Origin of the sequence: Tepidanaerobacter acetatoxydans Re1 (assembly GCF_000328765.2) — a bacterium.
GTDB classification, from domain to species: domain Bacteria; phylum Bacillota; class Thermosediminibacteria; order Thermosediminibacterales; family Tepidanaerobacteraceae; genus Tepidanaerobacter; species Tepidanaerobacter acetatoxydans.
On sequence record NC_019954.2, the window covers coordinates 782,792 to 799,425 of the forward strand.

17 protein-coding genes are annotated in these 16,634 nt (G+C 40.2%); 12 read left to right on the plus strand and 5 right to left on the minus strand.

What is annotated here, in order from left to right; all coding sequences use genetic code 11:
- Nucleotide 1 precedes the first annotated feature (1 nt).
- The 12 genes from TEPIRE1_RS03670 (at nt 2) to TEPIRE1_RS03725 (ending at nt 12,805) form a co-directional block, all read left to right on the plus strand.
- Nucleotides 2–1,012: a bifunctional heptose 7-phosphate kinase/heptose 1-phosphate adenyltransferase gene (locus TEPIRE1_RS03670; RefSeq protein WP_013777830.1), complete on the plus strand. Its 1,011-nt coding sequence runs from the start codon at nt 2–4 to the stop codon at nt 1,010–1,012.
- Nucleotides 1,013–1,237: 225 nt separating this feature from the next.
- Nucleotides 1,238–2,320: a sugar ABC transporter substrate-binding protein gene (locus tag TEPIRE1_RS03675; protein ID WP_013777831.1), complete on the plus strand. Its 1,083-nt coding sequence runs from the start codon at nt 1,238–1,240 to the stop codon at nt 2,318–2,320.
- A gap of 84 nt (nt 2,321–2,404) precedes the next feature.
- The gene (locus tag TEPIRE1_RS03680) at nt 2,405–3,931 is read left to right on the plus strand and encodes a sugar ABC transporter ATP-binding protein (protein ID WP_013777832.1); all 1,527 of its coding nucleotides are present in this window, start codon (nt 2,405–2,407) and stop codon (nt 3,929–3,931) included.
- A complete protein-coding gene (locus tag TEPIRE1_RS03685) occupies nt 3,903–4,916 on the plus strand; it encodes an ABC transporter permease (protein WP_013777833.1) in 1,014 nt (337 codons plus the stop codon). Before TEPIRE1_RS03680 ends, TEPIRE1_RS03685 begins: the two co-directional genes overlap by 29 nt.
- A gap of 120 nt (nt 4,917–5,036) precedes the next feature.
- Nucleotides 5,037–6,077, plus strand: a complete 1,041-nt coding sequence (locus TEPIRE1_RS03690; RefSeq protein ID WP_013777834.1) for a Gfo/Idh/MocA family protein — start codon at nt 5,037–5,039, stop codon at nt 6,075–6,077.
- A gap of 15 nt (nt 6,078–6,092) precedes the next feature.
- Nucleotides 6,093–7,082, plus strand: coding sequence for a sugar phosphate isomerase/epimerase family protein (locus tag TEPIRE1_RS03695; protein ID WP_013777835.1), 990 nt, complete (start codon nt 6,093–6,095; stop codon nt 7,080–7,082).
- A 109-nt stretch (nt 7,083–7,191) separates the two neighbouring features.
- A complete protein-coding gene (locus tag TEPIRE1_RS03700; protein WP_013777836.1) occupies nt 7,192–8,145 on the plus strand; it encodes an ROK family protein in 954 nt (317 codons plus the stop codon).
- Between the two features lie 213 nt (nt 8,146–8,358).
- Nucleotides 8,359–9,657, plus strand: coding sequence for a phenylacetate--CoA ligase family protein (locus tag TEPIRE1_RS03705; RefSeq protein WP_013777837.1), 1,299 nt, complete (start codon nt 8,359–8,361; stop codon nt 9,655–9,657).
- A gap of 36 nt (nt 9,658–9,693) precedes the next feature.
- The gene (locus tag TEPIRE1_RS03710; protein WP_013777838.1) at nt 9,694–10,125 is read left to right on the plus strand and encodes an ACT domain-containing protein; all 432 of its coding nucleotides are present in this window, start codon (nt 9,694–9,696) and stop codon (nt 10,123–10,125) included.
- 176 nt (nt 10,126–10,301) lie between these two features.
- The gene (locus TEPIRE1_RS03715) at nt 10,302–11,684 is read left to right on the plus strand and encodes a MurT ligase domain-containing protein (protein ID WP_013777839.1); all 1,383 of its coding nucleotides are present in this window, start codon (nt 10,302–10,304) and stop codon (nt 11,682–11,684) included.
- Entirely contained in the window at nt 11,653–12,366 is a 714-nt protein-coding gene (locus TEPIRE1_RS03720; RefSeq protein ID WP_015295051.1) for a type 1 glutamine amidotransferase, read from the plus strand. The genes TEPIRE1_RS03715 and TEPIRE1_RS03720 overlap by 32 nt, the downstream gene beginning before the upstream one ends.
- 31 nt (nt 12,367–12,397) lie before the next feature.
- Nucleotides 12,398–12,805: a C-GCAxxG-C-C family (seleno)protein gene (locus TEPIRE1_RS03725; protein ID WP_013777841.1), complete on the plus strand. Its 408-nt coding sequence runs from the start codon at nt 12,398–12,400 to the stop codon at nt 12,803–12,805.
- 38 nt (nt 12,806–12,843) lie between these two features.
- Here the strand turns inward: TEPIRE1_RS03725 and TEPIRE1_RS03730 are convergent, their stop codons facing one another.
- The 5 genes from TEPIRE1_RS03730 to TEPIRE1_RS03750 form a co-directional block, all read right to left on the minus strand.
- Nucleotides 12,844–13,338 carry a hypothetical protein gene (locus tag TEPIRE1_RS03730; RefSeq protein WP_013777842.1) on the minus strand — a complete coding sequence of 165 codons (495 nt, stop codon included), beginning with the start codon at nt 13,336–13,338 and terminating at the stop codon, nt 12,844–12,846.
- A 120-nt stretch (nt 13,339–13,458) separates the two neighbouring features.
- Nucleotides 13,459–13,968, minus strand: a complete 510-nt coding sequence (locus TEPIRE1_RS03735) for a transcription repressor NadR (protein WP_013777843.1) — start codon at nt 13,966–13,968, stop codon at nt 13,459–13,461.
- Between the two features lie 163 nt (nt 13,969–14,131).
- On the minus strand, nt 14,132–14,356 hold the full coding sequence (locus tag TEPIRE1_RS03740; RefSeq protein ID WP_023211385.1) for a hypothetical protein: 225 nt from the start codon (nt 14,354–14,356) through the stop codon (nt 14,132–14,134).
- A 15-nt stretch (nt 14,357–14,371) separates the two neighbouring features.
- Complete coding sequence (locus TEPIRE1_RS03745; protein WP_013777845.1) at nt 14,372–15,538, minus strand: Ger(x)C family spore germination protein; 1,167 nt, start codon at nt 15,536–15,538, stop codon at nt 14,372–14,374.
- Nucleotides 15,535–16,632: a GerAB/ArcD/ProY family transporter gene (locus TEPIRE1_RS03750; RefSeq protein WP_013777846.1), complete on the minus strand. Its 1,098-nt coding sequence runs from the start codon at nt 16,630–16,632 to the stop codon at nt 15,535–15,537. The genes TEPIRE1_RS03745 and TEPIRE1_RS03750 overlap by 4 nt, the downstream gene beginning before the upstream one ends.
- Between the last annotated feature and the right edge of the window lie 2 nt (nt 16,633–16,634).

Genomic DNA, 16,634 nt, shown 5'->3' on the forward strand with positions numbered 1-16,634 from the left:
CATGAATAACAAAGCGTTAATAGAAATTTTAAAGAGCCGAAAAAAGCCGGTCATAACAGTGTTTGGAGACTTTTGCATTGATAAGTATTTATACATAGATGGAGCTTTGGATGAGATTTCTCTAGAAACAGGACTTACAGCATACCAGGTAGTAAAAAAGAAAATTTACGCCGGTGCCGGAGGTACTATAGTAAACAACCTCTGCTCGTTGGGGGCAAAAGTATACTGTGTGGGTATATTGGGTGAAGACGGCGATGGATACGAGCTGGAAAAATGTCTCAAAGAGGTAGGTGCAGATACATCATTTATGATTCATACGGAAAAGCGATATACCTGCGCATACGAAAAGCCTATACGCTTAGAAAAAGATTCTGAGCATGAAATGAATAGAATTGATATAAAAAATTTTTCTAAAACCCCTATGGCTCTTCAGGAAAAGCTAATTGAAAACATTAAAGCGGTTGCTGAATTAAGCGATGGAGTAATCATATGTGACCAGTTTGAAGAAGAAGATTTTGCGGCTGTAACTTCTCATATAAGAAAATTTTTGGGTAACCTGGCACGGATATATAGCAGTGTTGTGTTCTATGTAGATTCACGCAGATATATAGATAGATTCAACAATTCTATTTTAAAATGCAATGAAAAGGAAATTTCTAAAATATTCGGCATAGATGCTCAGGTTATAGATGGAGATACGGCACTTAAGTATGCAGAGCTGCTCTATAAAAAAAAGCACATGCCTATATATGTGACTCTGGGAGAGTATGGCAGCGTCTTGTTTGACGGCAATTCCCATAAAATTCCACCATTTCCTGTGAAAGGCCCCATAGATATTGTTGGTGCAGGAGATGCGTTCAATGCTGGAGCGGTATTTGCATTAACAAAAGGAGCTACTTATGAGGAAGCTGCTTATGTCGGCAGTGCGGCATCAAGCATAGTAATAAAGCAACTTAAGGTAACAGGAACTGCAAATCTAGAAGATATTATAATATTACTCAAAAATATGTAATATCCATATATTGTTTTTATTATAAAAAAGCACACTACATATTGACAATGAAATTAAATAATGAAGATTTTTATACTAAAATCATATTTAATATACATAATTAATCAAAACAGTAAGCAAAAAGCCGACTGCTATATCAGAGTCATCAAAACCTTTTATTGACTTTGGATAATAAGGCGAAAGCCTATTATCATAAAAATAAAAACTCAAAAGGAGGATATTAAAATGAGGAGATTTTTGTCTTTAATTCTTACTGTAGCCATGGTGGTTTTGTTGTTGGCCGGATGTGGTAGCAATAATTCCGCAACTAGTCCGGAAGAACCTAAAGAACAGGCTGAAACGAAGTCGTTCAAAATCGGTGTTGTGATTCCTTCGGGAGACCACGGCTTTACTGGCGAGAGTGTTGCTCATGCCAAGATGGAAGCAGAGGCCTTAATGACGGAATATGATGGTCTTGAAATAGTGGTTAAGGATGGGCTTGAGGCTTCCGATCAGATTACTTCAATAGAGAACCTTTTGGCAGGAGGCGATGTAGATCTGATTATGTTATGGCCTATGGAAGGTGAAGCCTTGAGAAGTGCTGCTCAGAGTATCATCGATTCTGGTGTTGAACTCGTAGTTTACGACCGTCTTATCAGCAACTTTGAGGGCTTAGTCGGCGAAATCATGGGCGATAATGTGGGTATTGGCAAAATGATGGGCGAATATATTAACAAATACTATGCAGATATGGATTCAGTGCAGTATCTTCGCTTCGTAGGTGATAGTTCTACCGTTACCTCCCAGCGCAATGAAGGCATGGATGAAGTTATCGAACCCAAATTTAAACAGGTTGCAAACACCTTTGTGACCGATTGGTCTACAGAAACGGCCCAGGGTCAGATGGAAGACTGGCTCAATGCCCACACTGTTGAAGAAATAGAGGAGCTGGACCTTATAGTCACCCATGATGATGAAATCGTTGATGGCCTCATGAATGCACTTGAAGCATATTCAGGCCCGGCTAAAATCAATATAAAACTCATCACATCAGTAGGTGGTCGCGAAGACACTCTTGTAAAATTCGAAAACACCAAACTCCCCGTAAAATTCTGCACATTTTATTTTGCGCCGTCCTTTATCCGCGAAGCTTTACGGCTTTCAGTAGCACATCTTTATGGAGAAGAATACACAGGAGCCAACTTAGTAAACGGTCAGTATTTGATTCCATCTTTCTCTATCAGCAATGCAGGCGATGCTACATATGATTTTGAAGAGTACAGGAACAGTGATATCTACAAAGAAAGATATTCTATAGGGAAATTTTAATCATTATTTAGACACTGACTATAAAAGCCGGTCGGCAAACCCTGGCCGGCTTTTATGATAATCATTGAAGGGAGCAAACATAAAATGCTAGTTGAAATGAAGGGCATCGTTAAAGACTTCGGACCTGTGCGAGCTCTCGACCATGTAAACTTTACCGTGAGACCTGGAGAAATAGTCGGCCTTTTAGGTGAAAACGGTGCCGGCAAATCCACGCTCATGAATGTACTTGCAGGCAGTTATCCCCCGACTTCAGGAGAAATATTCATCAACGGCGAAAAGGTAAATATTGCTAATGCAAAGATTGCAAATCAGCATGGGATACGTCTCATACATCAAGAATTGAATTTATGCAATGACCTTAGGGTATTTGAGAATATGTTCCTTGCAAATGAAATAACTAATAAGTTTGGGTTTTTGAACAAAAAAGAGATGATAAGTCGTTGCAATAAGGTTTTTGAGCGTATGAAGGTTAAGATCGACCCTAATTCGCCGGTGGAAAAGTTGCCTGCGGCCGATAAGCAGTTGGTGGAAATAGCCAAGGCTTTGCTGTTTAAGTGTGAGCTTATAATAATGGATGAACCTACAACTGCACTTTCCACAAATGAGATAGAAAATCTTTTCTCAATAATGCGCCAGCTTAGAGATAGCGGCGTCAGTTTCATATATATATCACATAAGATACCAGAGATTTTTGAAATATGCGAAACATATTATGTCCTTCGCGATGGCAAGTTAGTGGCCGAAGGCAATTTAAAAGATATGGACGAAAACGGTATTACGGAGCTTATGATAGGCCGCCAGTTGGCTGACGATGAATTTTCGAAGCGAATAAGCAGCTTTGGGGAAAAGATAGCACTCTCAGTGAAAAACTTGACTGGCGAAGGTTTTAGAAATATTAGCTTTGATTTACATGAAGGTGAGGTACTGGCCATAACCGGCCTACATGGGAGCGGCTGTGACGCTATAGCCGATGCCCTCTACGGTATAATACCGTATAAGGGTGAAATTATAGTTGACGGAATTCATTTAAAAGCAGGGACAAATATACGTGACTCCCTTTGCCATGGGATAGTAATGGTACCGAGAATGAGGAAGGAGCGGGGTATCCACAATGATCTTTCTATTTATGACAACATTTCAATGGGATACTTTAATACCAAGCATAAGAGATTTTTTATAAACTCCAAAATCGAGAGCCAGCGTTTTTTGCGTCAAAAAAAGGCATTATCCATAAAAACAGAGCAACCCCAAAACCCTATTACCTCTCTTTCGGGTGGAAATCAACAAAAAGTTATCTTAGGCCGGTGGCTGGAAACCGATGCAAAAATAATGCTTTTTGACAATCCGACTCAAGGTATAGACGTAGGCACTAAGTTTGAAATATACCGCCTCATACTAGATTTGGCTCGAGCAGGAAAGGCCATCATCATATTCAGCCAGGAGTTCCCTGAAATCTATAAGGTAGCAGATTCCTGTATTGTGCTCTACAAGGGCGAAATTAATGCCATTTTAAATCGTCATGAGATGACCGAGAAAAATGTAATGTACTATTCTACCGGTGCAAATTTGGAGGGTGAAAGATATGCTCAAAACTATAAAAAACATGTCTAATAAAACTAAATATCCAAAAGATCTATATAAAATGCTGATTACGGAATACAGCTTTATTCTTTCTTTTATACTGCTGGTGATAATCGCTGCAAGCGTCAACAAGAATTTCTTTACATGGACGAACATATCCAACATATTTGTACAGAGCTCTATGGTGGGCCTTATTGCTATGGGCATGAGCATGGTAATATCTGCAGGCCTTATAGATATATCTGTAGGATCACAGGTGGCCTTCATCGGCAGTTTTGGCATACTTGTACTTAATAACACCGGAAGTATTTTTATTATGCTTCTCTTCTGTATCGTAGTAGGTTTTATCTTAGGAGGACTAAACGGTCTCATGGTTACAAAGGGCGGAATTCCTGCCATGATAGCAACCATGGCCATGCAAAGCGCATGCCGCTCCATTATTAATCATTTTGGCTCTGGCGGCCCGTTTACGGTAAATAAAGAATATTATGAGAGCTTGCGAATGTTGGCCGTCGGTGGGATTTACATAACACCGAAATTTAAAATTCCATACCTGATGATAATTTTCTGCGCTGCAGGTATCATATTCGATATCATTATGAAACATACCAAGTTCGGCAAGTATATCTATGCTGTGGGCAGCAATGAGACTTCCGCTCGACTTTCGGGCATTAATGTAGACTTGGTAAAGGCCTGTACCTTTATTGTAACAGGTATTATGTGCGGCATTACTTCTCTAATTTATGCTTCTCGTACTACGGCTGTGGCGGCAGCATCTGCAGCTACAGGATTTGAAATGGATGCCATTGCCGCAGTGGCAATAGGCGGTACATCCATGAGCGGCGGTAAAGGCAAAATTATTGGGACATTCATCGGTGTCCTCATGTTTAAAATGATAAGCAACATACTTACGGCTGCGGATGTTTCTACTTACTTAAATGGTGCCATAAGTGCCGCAATTATAGTAATTGCAGTTCTAATGCAGAAACTACAGAACAGCAAAAAGTCCAGTTAATATTACCACTTAAAAAACAACTTGTAATTATGAATCAAGCAAACCTTATAAAAAATTTACAAGCAGGTTCATAGGTTTACCTGTTTAAAAGCCTAAATATATTATATAAGGAGAAATCTTATGCTAAAAATAGGTATTATAGGTTGCGGCAAAATCACTGAAGTTCGTCATGCGCCTGAATATTCAGAAAACCCTAACTGTCAGATTGTCGGCTTTTTTGATATGGTGCCGGAAAAGGCTCAGGCTATGGCTGAAAAGTATGGCGGCAGAGCTTTTGACTCTCTAGAATCTCTATTGGCTTCAGATTTGGATGCAGTGAGTGTATGCACTGCAAATATATATCATGCACCTATTTCTATTCTTGCCCTCAGGGCAGGGAAACATGTTCTATGCGAAAAACCCATGGCCACTACACGGCAAGATTGTGAAGCCATGGTAGAAGAGGCCCAAAAATCCGGGAAGTTTCTCATGATAGGATTAAATCAACGGCTGGCAAAGGCCCATATGAAGGCACAAGAGATACTCCAGAGCGGTGAGATGGGCAGGGTAATTACATTCGAGACTAAGTTTTGTCATCCGGGTCCGGAGGGCTGGACAGGCAGTAAGGATTCATGGTTTCTCGACAAGCGCATAGCATCTTTCGGCGCTCTTGCAGACCTTGGCGTGCACAAGACAGACCTTATATATTACATAACGGGTCAGAAGATAGTCAAAACCTCGGCTGTTGTTACAACTTTGGACAAAAAGCTCCCTGATGGTAAACCTATATCTGTGGATGATAACGCTTTTTGTATTTATACTCTTGAGAGCGGCGCCGTTGGGACTATGCATGTGAGCTGGACCAATTACGGCGTTGAAGATAACTCGACAAAGCTTTACTGCACAGATGGAGTTATCCGCTTATATGATGATCCGAAGTATTCCCTCATTATCGAGAAAAGGAATGGAGATGTTACACCATATCAATTGGACTTTCTTACATCCAACAAAGAGCAGACCAGCGGTGGGCGAACATCCACAGGGGTAATAGATGCTTTTGTAAACAGTATTATTACGAATACCCCTTCTGCCTTAAGCGGTGAGAGCGCAATCCATGCCATGAATGTAATTTTTGCAAATGAGGAGTCGGCAAAGCTTGGCAAGACTATAGATGTAAAGTGAGAAAGGAGCAATATTATGAAAAGACCAATCACAATAACTACCGGACAGTTTGGCGATATGCCATTGGATGAACTTTGCAAAATGGTAAGTTCTATAGGCTATGAAGGCATAGAAGTTGCTTGTCATTCACACCTGGATGTCCATAAAGTTATCCGGGAGGATTCATATGTGTCAGATTTTAAAGCTACCCTGTCAAAGTATAACCTTAAAGTTTGGGCATTAGGAGCTCATCTCATTGGACAATGTGTTGGCGACAACTGGGATCCGAGACTGGATAACTTTGCACCTAGCGACTTATCAGGGAAGCCTGATGAAATCCGTGCATGGGCAATAGAAGAGATGAAAACTGTTGCAAGGGCAGCAGAGAAACTAGGCATACATATCGTTACTTGTTTTTTAGGTTCTCCTATCTGGCCGTATTGGTATTCCTTCCCTCAGACTCCCCAGACGATGGTGGAAGAGGGCTTTTGGAAAATCAAAGAACTGTGGACCCCAATATTTGACGTATTTGACCAGTGTAATGTTAAATTCGCTTTAGAGGTGCACCCCACTGAAATTGCCTTTGACTACTATACCACCGAAAAACTATTCAAGACCTTTGACTATCGCCCCACCTTGGGACTTAACTTCGATCCGTCTCATCTGGTATGGCAGGGTATAGATCCTTGTATCTTCATAAGAGATTTTGCTGATAGGATATATCACGTTCACATGAAGGATGTAAAAGTAAAGTTAGACGGGAAGGCAGGAATATTGGGCAGTCACATTGAATTTGGCGATACTCGAAGGGGCTGGAACTTTGTATCCCTAGGTCATGGTAATGTTGACTTTGATGGTATTATCCGAGAATTAAACCAAATAGGTTACCATGGTCCACTTTCGGTTGAATGGGAAGACAGTGGCATGGAGCGGACCTTTGGTGCCAGAGAAGCCTTTGAGTTTACAAAAAAAATAAACTTCGAACCATCGGAAGTAAGTTTTGATTCGGCTCTTAAGTTAGACTAAGATTTTATTTTTGCATGTCATCAAATCTTGTTCCATACCTATCGATGATAATCAACCCAGAGAAATATTTATAGGTTTTGTGAACATTATTCGTATTGGGGGATTTAGCATGACAAAGCCTGCGGTACTGGCAATAGACATCGGTGGATCAAAATACATAGTTGGTCTTGTAAGTGAAAAAGGCGAAATATATGCGAAAAAACGCTATACATGTTTTGAAAAAACAGGGAATGAACTGGTGACATCAATTATTGCCGCCGCGCAAGAACTTTTAGAGAAAAACGAGAATTACACTCCAAAAGTAATTGGAGTCACCATCCCGGGCTTGGCAGACCCTAAAAGAGGATATTGGATTGAGGCTTCTTTTTCCGGAATAAGGGACATACCTCTAGGTTCTATACTCAGCAGGCAATTTGGAATACCCGCGTATGCAGACAACGACGGACAAGCATGTGCCTTGGCAGAACGGCTTTTTGGGGTTTGCCAAAATGTATCAGATTTTTTATATCTTACGGTTTCTAATGGTGTCGGAGGGGGTATATTCTTAAAAGATAGAATATACTACGGAGCTACGGGCTGTGCCGGGGAGATGGGCCATGTGACCGTAGTTGAGCATGGGCGCCGGTGCAAATGTGGCAAGCGAGGGTGTCTTGAGATGTATGCTGCAGGTGGCGGAATAGTGAAAAATTACATTGAACTTGGTGGAAACCGGTTAATTCATGGCAAAATCACAGATGCAAGAACCATTGCAGCTCTTGCAGAAGAAGGAGACCTTATTGCACTGGAGACATTCAGATTAGAAGGTTATTACCTGGGTAAAGCCATAGCTGGAGCTTGCAACCTATTAAACCCCGCAATGATAGTAATCGGTGGAGGTGTATCCCTGTCGTTTCCTCTTTTTGAAAAAACACTATGGGAATACATACGGCGCTCCATATACTTGAGAGCAAATGAGGACTTAAAAATTAAGGCATCTCCTTTTGGCAATGATGGCGGCTTGATGGGGGCGACTGCGGTTGCCCTTTGCGGATTAAATAAAATGTATGGATGGGGAGAGCTATGATACTAACAAAAAGTTAAGATATGAATATACACTTAACTTTTTACACCAAGACTAAGAAAAGCCTGAACCTGGCAATTTAATCTAGTTTAAAATATTGGTTGCATTTTTGATATTATATTATATAATTTTACTTAACTATTAAAATCTAGTATCGCAGATAGTTAGTATGAATATTACATTCTAAAGCAAAATTTCAAGTTAGGGGGGACGCTTATGCACTGGAATAAAGCAAGAGAATGTATGAGTAGAGACCAGCTCCGTTCATATCAGTTTGAAAAGCTAAAAGAAACCATAGACAGAGTTTATCACAATGTAGAAAGTTACAGGCAAAAGATGCAGGAAAGAGGAATAATCCCTGAAGACATCAATAGCCTTGAAGATTTGAAGCTGCTGCCGTTTACCACTAAGCAGGATTTAAGAGATAATTATCCTTACAATATGTTTGCTGTGCCTCTTGAAGAAATTATCAGAATTCATGCTTCTTCGGGCACAACCGGAAAGCCGACAGTAGTTGGATACACCCGCAGGGATATAGCCAACTGGGCTGAGTTAATAGCAAGATGTCTTACGATGGGTGGCGGAAAGCGGGAATCCGTAGTCCAGATTTCATACGGCTATGGCCTTTTTACAGGCGGATTGGGTTTCCACTATGGTGCGGAAAAACTGGGTGCGGTAGTAGTTCCTACCTCTGGTGGCAATACCCGCCGTCAGGTGATGCTGATGAAGGATTTAAAAACCGAAATCCTTGCATGCACTCCTTCTTATGCTCTGTGTATTGCTGAAACCCTGGAAGAAATGGGAATAAAGCACGAGGAGTTAAACCTAAAGGCCGGAATATTTGGAGCAGAACCATGGTCGGATAATATGCGCAAAGAATTGGAATCAAAGCTTGGGCTTAAGGCATTGGATATTTATGGATTAAGCGAAGTAATCGGTCCGGGTGTAGCCTGCGAATGCATGGAGCAGCAAGGCCTTCATATATTTGAGGACTTCTTTATTCCTGAAATCATAGATCCGAATACAGAAGAACCTCTGCCCGAGGGTGAAAGGGGCGAGCTGGTAATTACAACCATTGATAAGGAAGGCTTGCCTGTTATCAGATATAAGACGAGAGATATTACGTCCATTTCCTACGAGCCGTGTTCCTGCGGCAGGACTCATGCCAGAATTGAAAAACTCTTAGGCAGAACGGATGATATGCTCATTATCAGAGGAGTCAATGTGTTCCCGTCGCAAATTGAAAGTGCCTTGATGACTGCCGGCGATGCGGAGCCTCACTACTTAATTATTGTAGACCGCAAAGACAACCTTGATTCTATGGAAGTTTTGGTAGAGGTTTCAGAAAAATTGTTTGCTGATGAAGTCAGGAAACTGGAAGAGGTTCGAAGAAAAATCATTTCGTCAATTTACACAACTCTGGGAATCAATGTTAACGTAAAACTGGTTGAACCACATACCATTGAACGAACCGAAGGCAAGTCAAAACGGGTTATTGATAAAAGAAAGCTGTAAGAGGTTTATTCCAAGCAAAATGAACGGAGGGGTTTTATGTTTGTAAAACAGATATCGGTGTTTTTGGAAAATAAACCCGGCAAACTTTCTCAAGTTACTGATATTCTCGAGAAAAATGATATTGATATAAGCGCAATATCCATTGCAGATACTACGGAATTTGGTATTCTTCGCATGATTGTAAACAAACCGGAAGAAGCAGTTGCTGCCATAAAAGCCGAGAAATTTCCGGTCAGTACAACTGAAGTTTTGGCTGTTGAAGTAGCCGATAAGCCCGGCGGCTTAAATTTAGCCCTTCAAACGCTGAATGAAGCCGGCGTGAGTATTGAGTACCTTTACTCGTTTATAAAGCGAAACGGAAAACGGGCCCTCATACTATTTAGAGTCGAGGACCCCGAAAAGGCAGTAGAAGTTCTGCAGTCTGCCGGAATAAAACTTTATACAACTGAGGAAATAAACTCCTTGTAAATTATAACTGCATCTCAAGGGAGTGTTTTGCTTTTTTATGATTAGCGAAACACTCCCTTAATGCTTTTTACTGCATAATCTGTATTATTAACAGAAATTGCATCACAGAATTTCTAATGCTATAATAAAAACAGTTTTATTGATTAATGCCGTATTTAAAAGGGGAGGGACATAAGTTGAGAAGAATCCTGGCTGTGATAGCAGCAAAAATGACCTCAGCACTTGCTAAACTGACAGGTCATCAGGGAACAAATATAGGAGGAGAATTGGCTCTTAGACTGTGCCCCGATATTCTTACATGGTTTGGTTCAAAAGTAAAAGATAAAATAATATTTGTTACCGGAACAAATGGAAAAACTTCAACAAATAACATGATATATTCCATAATTCGTCAATCAGGTCATTCCTGTGTCTGCAATCAGCTGGGTGCCAACATGAATTCGGGGCTTATTTCGGCATTTATAAACAGCAGTACCCTTGGAAGTTTTGAGTGGGATTATGCCTGCTTGGAAGTGGATGAGGCGTCACTGCCGAAAGTAATGGCTCATATAAAGCCGCATATTATTGTATTTACAAATATATTTGTAGATCAGTTAGACCGACACGGCGAGATGGATGTCCTCCTGGATAAAATTAAAACAGCCATTAAAACATCTGAAGACACAGTATTATTAATAAATGCAGATGACCCCGCATTGGTTAGTCTCGGCGATGGGCTGCCGCACATGAAGTATTACTATGGTGTTGAAACCGAAACAGACATGGGCAGCAAAGGCTTGGCTAGAGATGCCGTTTTCTGTAAAAAATGCGGCAATAGATTACATTACAATTACTGCTATTACGGACAGTTGGGTCACTATACCTGTCAAAAATGCGGCTTTACAAGACCTGTGCCTGACTTTAGAGCATTTATAGAGGATAAATCAGGAAAAAGGAAATTGATTGTTTGGGGCAAGGATAAAGACTTCATAGTAGAAACAGATATAAACATCAACGATACATATTCCATTTATAACACATTGGCAGCCGCATCTTGCGGAGCTTTGGCGGGAAATACTCCGGAAACTGTATTAAAGGGTATTGAAACCTACAGACCTCAAGTCGGGAGAATGGAAAAATTTTATATTCAAAAACCCATTACGTTAAATCTTGCTAAAAATCCGATAGGTTTTAATGAGTCAATGAAGGTCGTAAGTCGTGATTCAAGCTTGAAAACTGTAGCTATAGGCATCAATGACCTTCCACAGGACGGCAGGGATGTTTCGTGGCTGTGGGATACAAATTTTGAGATATTGCAGGAAGTTGATGAAACAATATATTGCTATATATTGTTCGGCCAACGAAGATACGATGTTGCACTTCGGCTAAAATATGCGGGTGTAGAGCCTGAAAAACTAATAATCGCAGAAAACCTTGAGGATGTTGTTGATGGTATCGTTAAATCCGAAAGTGATGCGGGATATATTTTACTGAACTACAGCCTGCTTTTTGACATCCAAAAAATATTAAAGGAGAGAAATGAGGATAATGAAACTTACCATGTGCCATCTGTATCCTGAGCTGTTGAATTTATATGGCGATACCGGCAATGTCCTTGCACTGTTTAAACGCTGCCAATGGCGAAATATTCAGTTGGATGTCATTGAGCATCACATGGGGGATAAAGTAGATTTTAAAGATGTGGATATGTTTTTTGTCGGTGCAGGTGCTGCAAGTGAACAGAGTATTGCAGTACACGATATGAAAAACATAAAAGCAAACCTCAAAGATGCAGTTGAGCAAGGCAAAGTTCTGCTTGCCATATGTGGTGGATACCAGCTTTTGGGTCAATACTATCAAGGCAAAGGAGGAACTGCTGACGGTTTGGGTCTTTTTGACTTTTATACCGAACCCGCAGATAGTCACTTTGTGGGCAATATAGTAGTAAAAACTGAAGATTATTATCTTGTCGGATTTGAAAACCACATAGGAAAGACATACCTAAATGGCTTAAAGCCTCTCGGACAAGTAATTTCCGGCTTTGGAAACAACGGCGAGGATAAAACTGAAGGAGTGCGTTACAAGAACGCCATCGGAACTTATTTGCACGGCCCGCTCCTTCCCAAAAACCCAAAGCTCTGTGATGAAATTATAGCCATAGCCTTGAAAAATAAGTATAATATCGCAAACCTTGAGGAATTGGATGATTCCTTGGAAATAAAGGCTCGGGAGCATATATTAAAATCAATGGGGCAAAAATAGGTCAAAATATATTATATAAGGAGAGATTATTATGCTAATTAAAAAAATAGAAGAGTACTACTCTAAAGAGCATAACTTAAATTGTGCAGAAACAATCCTTTATGCAGCCAATGATGTATATAAACTGGGATTGGACAAAAATGCGCTGAAAATGGCTGCGGGTTTTGGAGGGGGCATGGGCATCGACAGTGTGTGCGGTGCTCTGACAGGGGGTATAATGGTGCTGGGGGTGCTTTTTGTAAAGGACAGGGCACATGAAAGCGATAGAGTAAAGACTTTGGAAAAGGAGTTTTTGAATCGATACAGGGATAAGATGGGAGATATAAACTGTCCCCAATTAAAAGAAAAACACCATAACGATGAGGTTAGGTGTCTTAATGTCATAAAGGAAGCAGGGATTATCCTGGATGATATAGTTAAAAGAGAGTTAAGCTGCTGAAATAGCAAGCAAGAACCTTTATCGTGGATAAAGGCCGATTAAAAATTTTTTCCTGATAAAGACAATCCGGTGGAAAGCACCTTTATCAAGCCTATGGCTACAGCACTGTCGATTAAATGATGCAAAATAGTCCCAACACCTACTACGACAAAGGCAGTATACAGGTCAAAGCCCAGTGGAAGGACTATCAAAGCCTCACCCAGAGCATGGATCGGAGTTACAAGCAGCAGAGTTTTGGAAAAGGAGAATCCCTTTTTTATTAAGTAAGCGCCGACAACTCCAAAGATTACATGTATAAATGCCCTAGCCGCCACAACAGGCCCTAATATTAATAAAAAACCCAGTGAAGAACCCAACCCTACCATTACCGCTGCTGTTGGACTGATTAGCATAGATATCATTGAGGGTACATGTGATGCCAAGGTAGCCGAAAAGGGCGGAATATATATCCGAAGATATCCCCCAAAGGCAATTGGTATAAGCAGTGATAAAGCCGTAAGTAAAGCACTTGTGACAAGTTGTTTAGTTTTCATTGCACATTAGTCCTTTCAATTTTTTTTAGTTTTTGCGTTTTAATGCAAAAATTAGATATGGTTATTTAGCAACTATTATACTGTATATACACATGAATAGTCAACTAGTTTTAAAAAAATTTATTCAAGTAAAAAGCCTTTTTCTTTTAGCAGTTTTTCGGCTCTGCTGATGCAGTCAAAATTGATGGCCTCCACCGTATGAATATGGACACCATTTGTTAATCGGGAAAGCAGATTGGCCTTGTGTCGGTTTACGGCGTTTAAAAAGGTATCTACATCTTGAGAATTGGATAGCATTAGCATGCCCCGAAGCTCGCCATATAAAGGGTGCTCGACTATTACATCTATCACTTTGCAGCCGCATTCGACGAAGGTTAAAAGTTCCTCCTGAGTATCTCTTTCGTCATGGCAAACGGCTATCTGTTTAGTGCATACCGGGAAGGGTTTTTTTATCATATATCCTTGAGCGGTTGCGATAATATCCTTTCCGGAAGCCCTTAGAATGGCTATATCCTGTACTATTATTTGGCGGGTAACCTCAAAGATTTTTGCCAGCTCATTGCCGGATAAAGGTTCTGGATGCGACTGCAGTAAATCTAAGATTTTATCTCTGCGCTGTTCCGCATTCAATTTCATCACCACCATGGCATATTTACATATATTATATCAGACTTTTTACTACTTACTACGTTAAAAAAGATTTTGATGCAGTATAAGTTACGCCATGAAAGGTGTACATACAAAAAGCACCACGTATTATAATGCAGACTGAACGTGGTGCATTGATACAATACTACTTTAACTTTTTTGATATAGACTCAATAATAAATATGATTGCATCATTAGGGCTTGGTATTTTCACCTTCATAATCTGCAAAAGGCTCAAGACAAAACCAATAGCAAGAAGTACAAAAAAGGCTGTAAGTTCTCTCCAAAGTTTCTTTTGGATGAGACTTGGAACTTCTAAAAATATTATTAATAATACAAGTAAGATAATCAGACCATATTCCATAGCCATATCCTTTCTAACGCCTTATCTCACCTTGCTGGGTGCTGTAGAAACGCCGGCAGTTCTAAGCTTTGCGTCAACTTTGACCTGTATGTCGACTTTAGGGAACTCCTCTCGCCATTTCCCCTTAAGCTCTTTCCACTCTTTCGGATACTTTCGATGTATTGCTTCACCAAATCCGAAAATATCGGTTCCCCACTCCTTTTGAGCTTTATCTAAAACGGCATTTATTTCGTTTTTTATTACCTGCGCCTTTCGCTTTTCCAGTTCCTTGAAAGTCTCCACATTAGTCAGCTGCACATTCGACATTTGTTCCGCCAAGTTGCCTTCCTCATGTATTTCAACGGTAATTGTTATTTTACCGTCTCGAATTTCAGGAGTTATTTTGCTGCCGGCTCTTATTATTTCAAGTGCAACATCTTTGTTTTCTTCTTTTGGCGATTTTACAACGATAATGCCGCTGCCTACTTTGCCCAAGACCCAGTTAAGACCGCGAGTTTCAGGGCGATCCAGCCACCCTACCAGCTTGTCTTTTTTAAATACAGCGGCACCAGTAACACACATTTTTTTATCACTTTGCTTACCATCACCTATCAATTCAATGCGGCATGCTACAGGGTCCACGCCGGGAGTTGAAAGACATTTTGCAAAATCATTGAGATTGACCTGAACGGCTGTTGAGGTGGCACTACTGGCTTTTATCATACCCCTAATAGCTTTTGCCGGAATATTTTCTTGTTCATGCTTGGCTTTTATAATATCACTAGCCTCGCCCTTTGCTATTAACAACCAACTTAACCGCCTTGGTTCGGGATCCTTAAGAAAAAAATCCAAGAACGGAGCTATACCCGATTTTGCTACCTCCTCTCCGATTACAATAACCTTATTTTCAGGGAAAAATAATTTGCGGTCTGTTTGCATTGTGGCATTTCTGGCGGCATCAAAGATGGTGTATCCGGTAGATGACAAAGTCCAAACACCTTTTTGCTCACCTGAGCTTGAAGAACCAGAAGTCTTTAATGCACTGGGTTTCATTATCTGAAAGGTAGTCTGTATTTTTTCTTCAGTTTTTGATTTATCAATACCTACTGCTGTTACAATCGATATAGCATCCAGCTCACGACGATTCCAGCAGCCGTTTAAAGTCACGAGCAAAATAACTGCAAGACAGACTATAAAGCACTTTTTCATCTTGAATCTGCTCCTTTTTTACGAATTACTGCTGCCAGAAGCAAAAAGGATGGTAAAATTACCGTAAAAAACAGTACATACCAGGTATATACCTTGTATGACAGGAATTTATTAAGAGCAACCATATTCTCGGATTGCAAAATGGAAAGACTTACAATTATGATTCCCATAGGCAGTAATATGGGCCGATAGTCTTGTAACTTAAGAAACTGAGCCGTTCCTAAAACTGCAAGATAATAATGAATTGATGCATGAACAAACATGCCTGAAATCCATATGGCAACAAAAAGCACATCTATTCTTTCCAGAAAATCCCCTACACTTATAAGCTGTACTGCATAGAAAAACGGGAAATCGATGATTTTAGCCTGTTCAACTCCGAAAACACCTGCAGTTAATAACACAATAATGCAAAAATAGAAGGAGAGTATTATTAAGCCGATAATCAAATAATTTTTTAATTTTCCAGGTATATTTATGTAAGGTATCAACATGGGTATGGCCAATATCATTCCGGTTCTGGAAGATATAACAAAAGCACCGTATATGACAGGAGCAATACCGTCTTCTAAAACAGGCAAGATACATCTTAAGTCAAAAACCTTTACTAATAGTGCCATAATTAAAAGGACAGAAAAAAGTATTACAGGAAGTGCAATTTGTGCAATACGGCAAATAGTTTCAATCCCGTTTTTGACCGCATATGCGGCAAACAAAGCAGTTAAGCCTATAAAAACCAGAATGGGGGTTTCCGGATATAAAATCGCTGTAAAAAATTCCCCGAATTCCCTCAAGATTGTTGCAGTTCGGTGTATAAAAAACCAGACAAATAAAGCCGATACTAATTTTCCCGCGGGACCAAGAATTACTTCGGCCGATTGAACAGCGGACATATTCCTGAAGCGCTTTGCCAAAAAATAGGCCGGAAGCATAAGAAGTATATGCATTGGCGCTGATAAAAGAGCGGATAACCATAAGTCCTGATTAAACGGCGGAGCTTTAAAATAAGAAAGATAGGTCATAGTAAGCATCAGCCGGCTGAGAACAAAAGCGCATATAAACTGCAGATTGGATATTTTTCCGTCTTCTAACATAT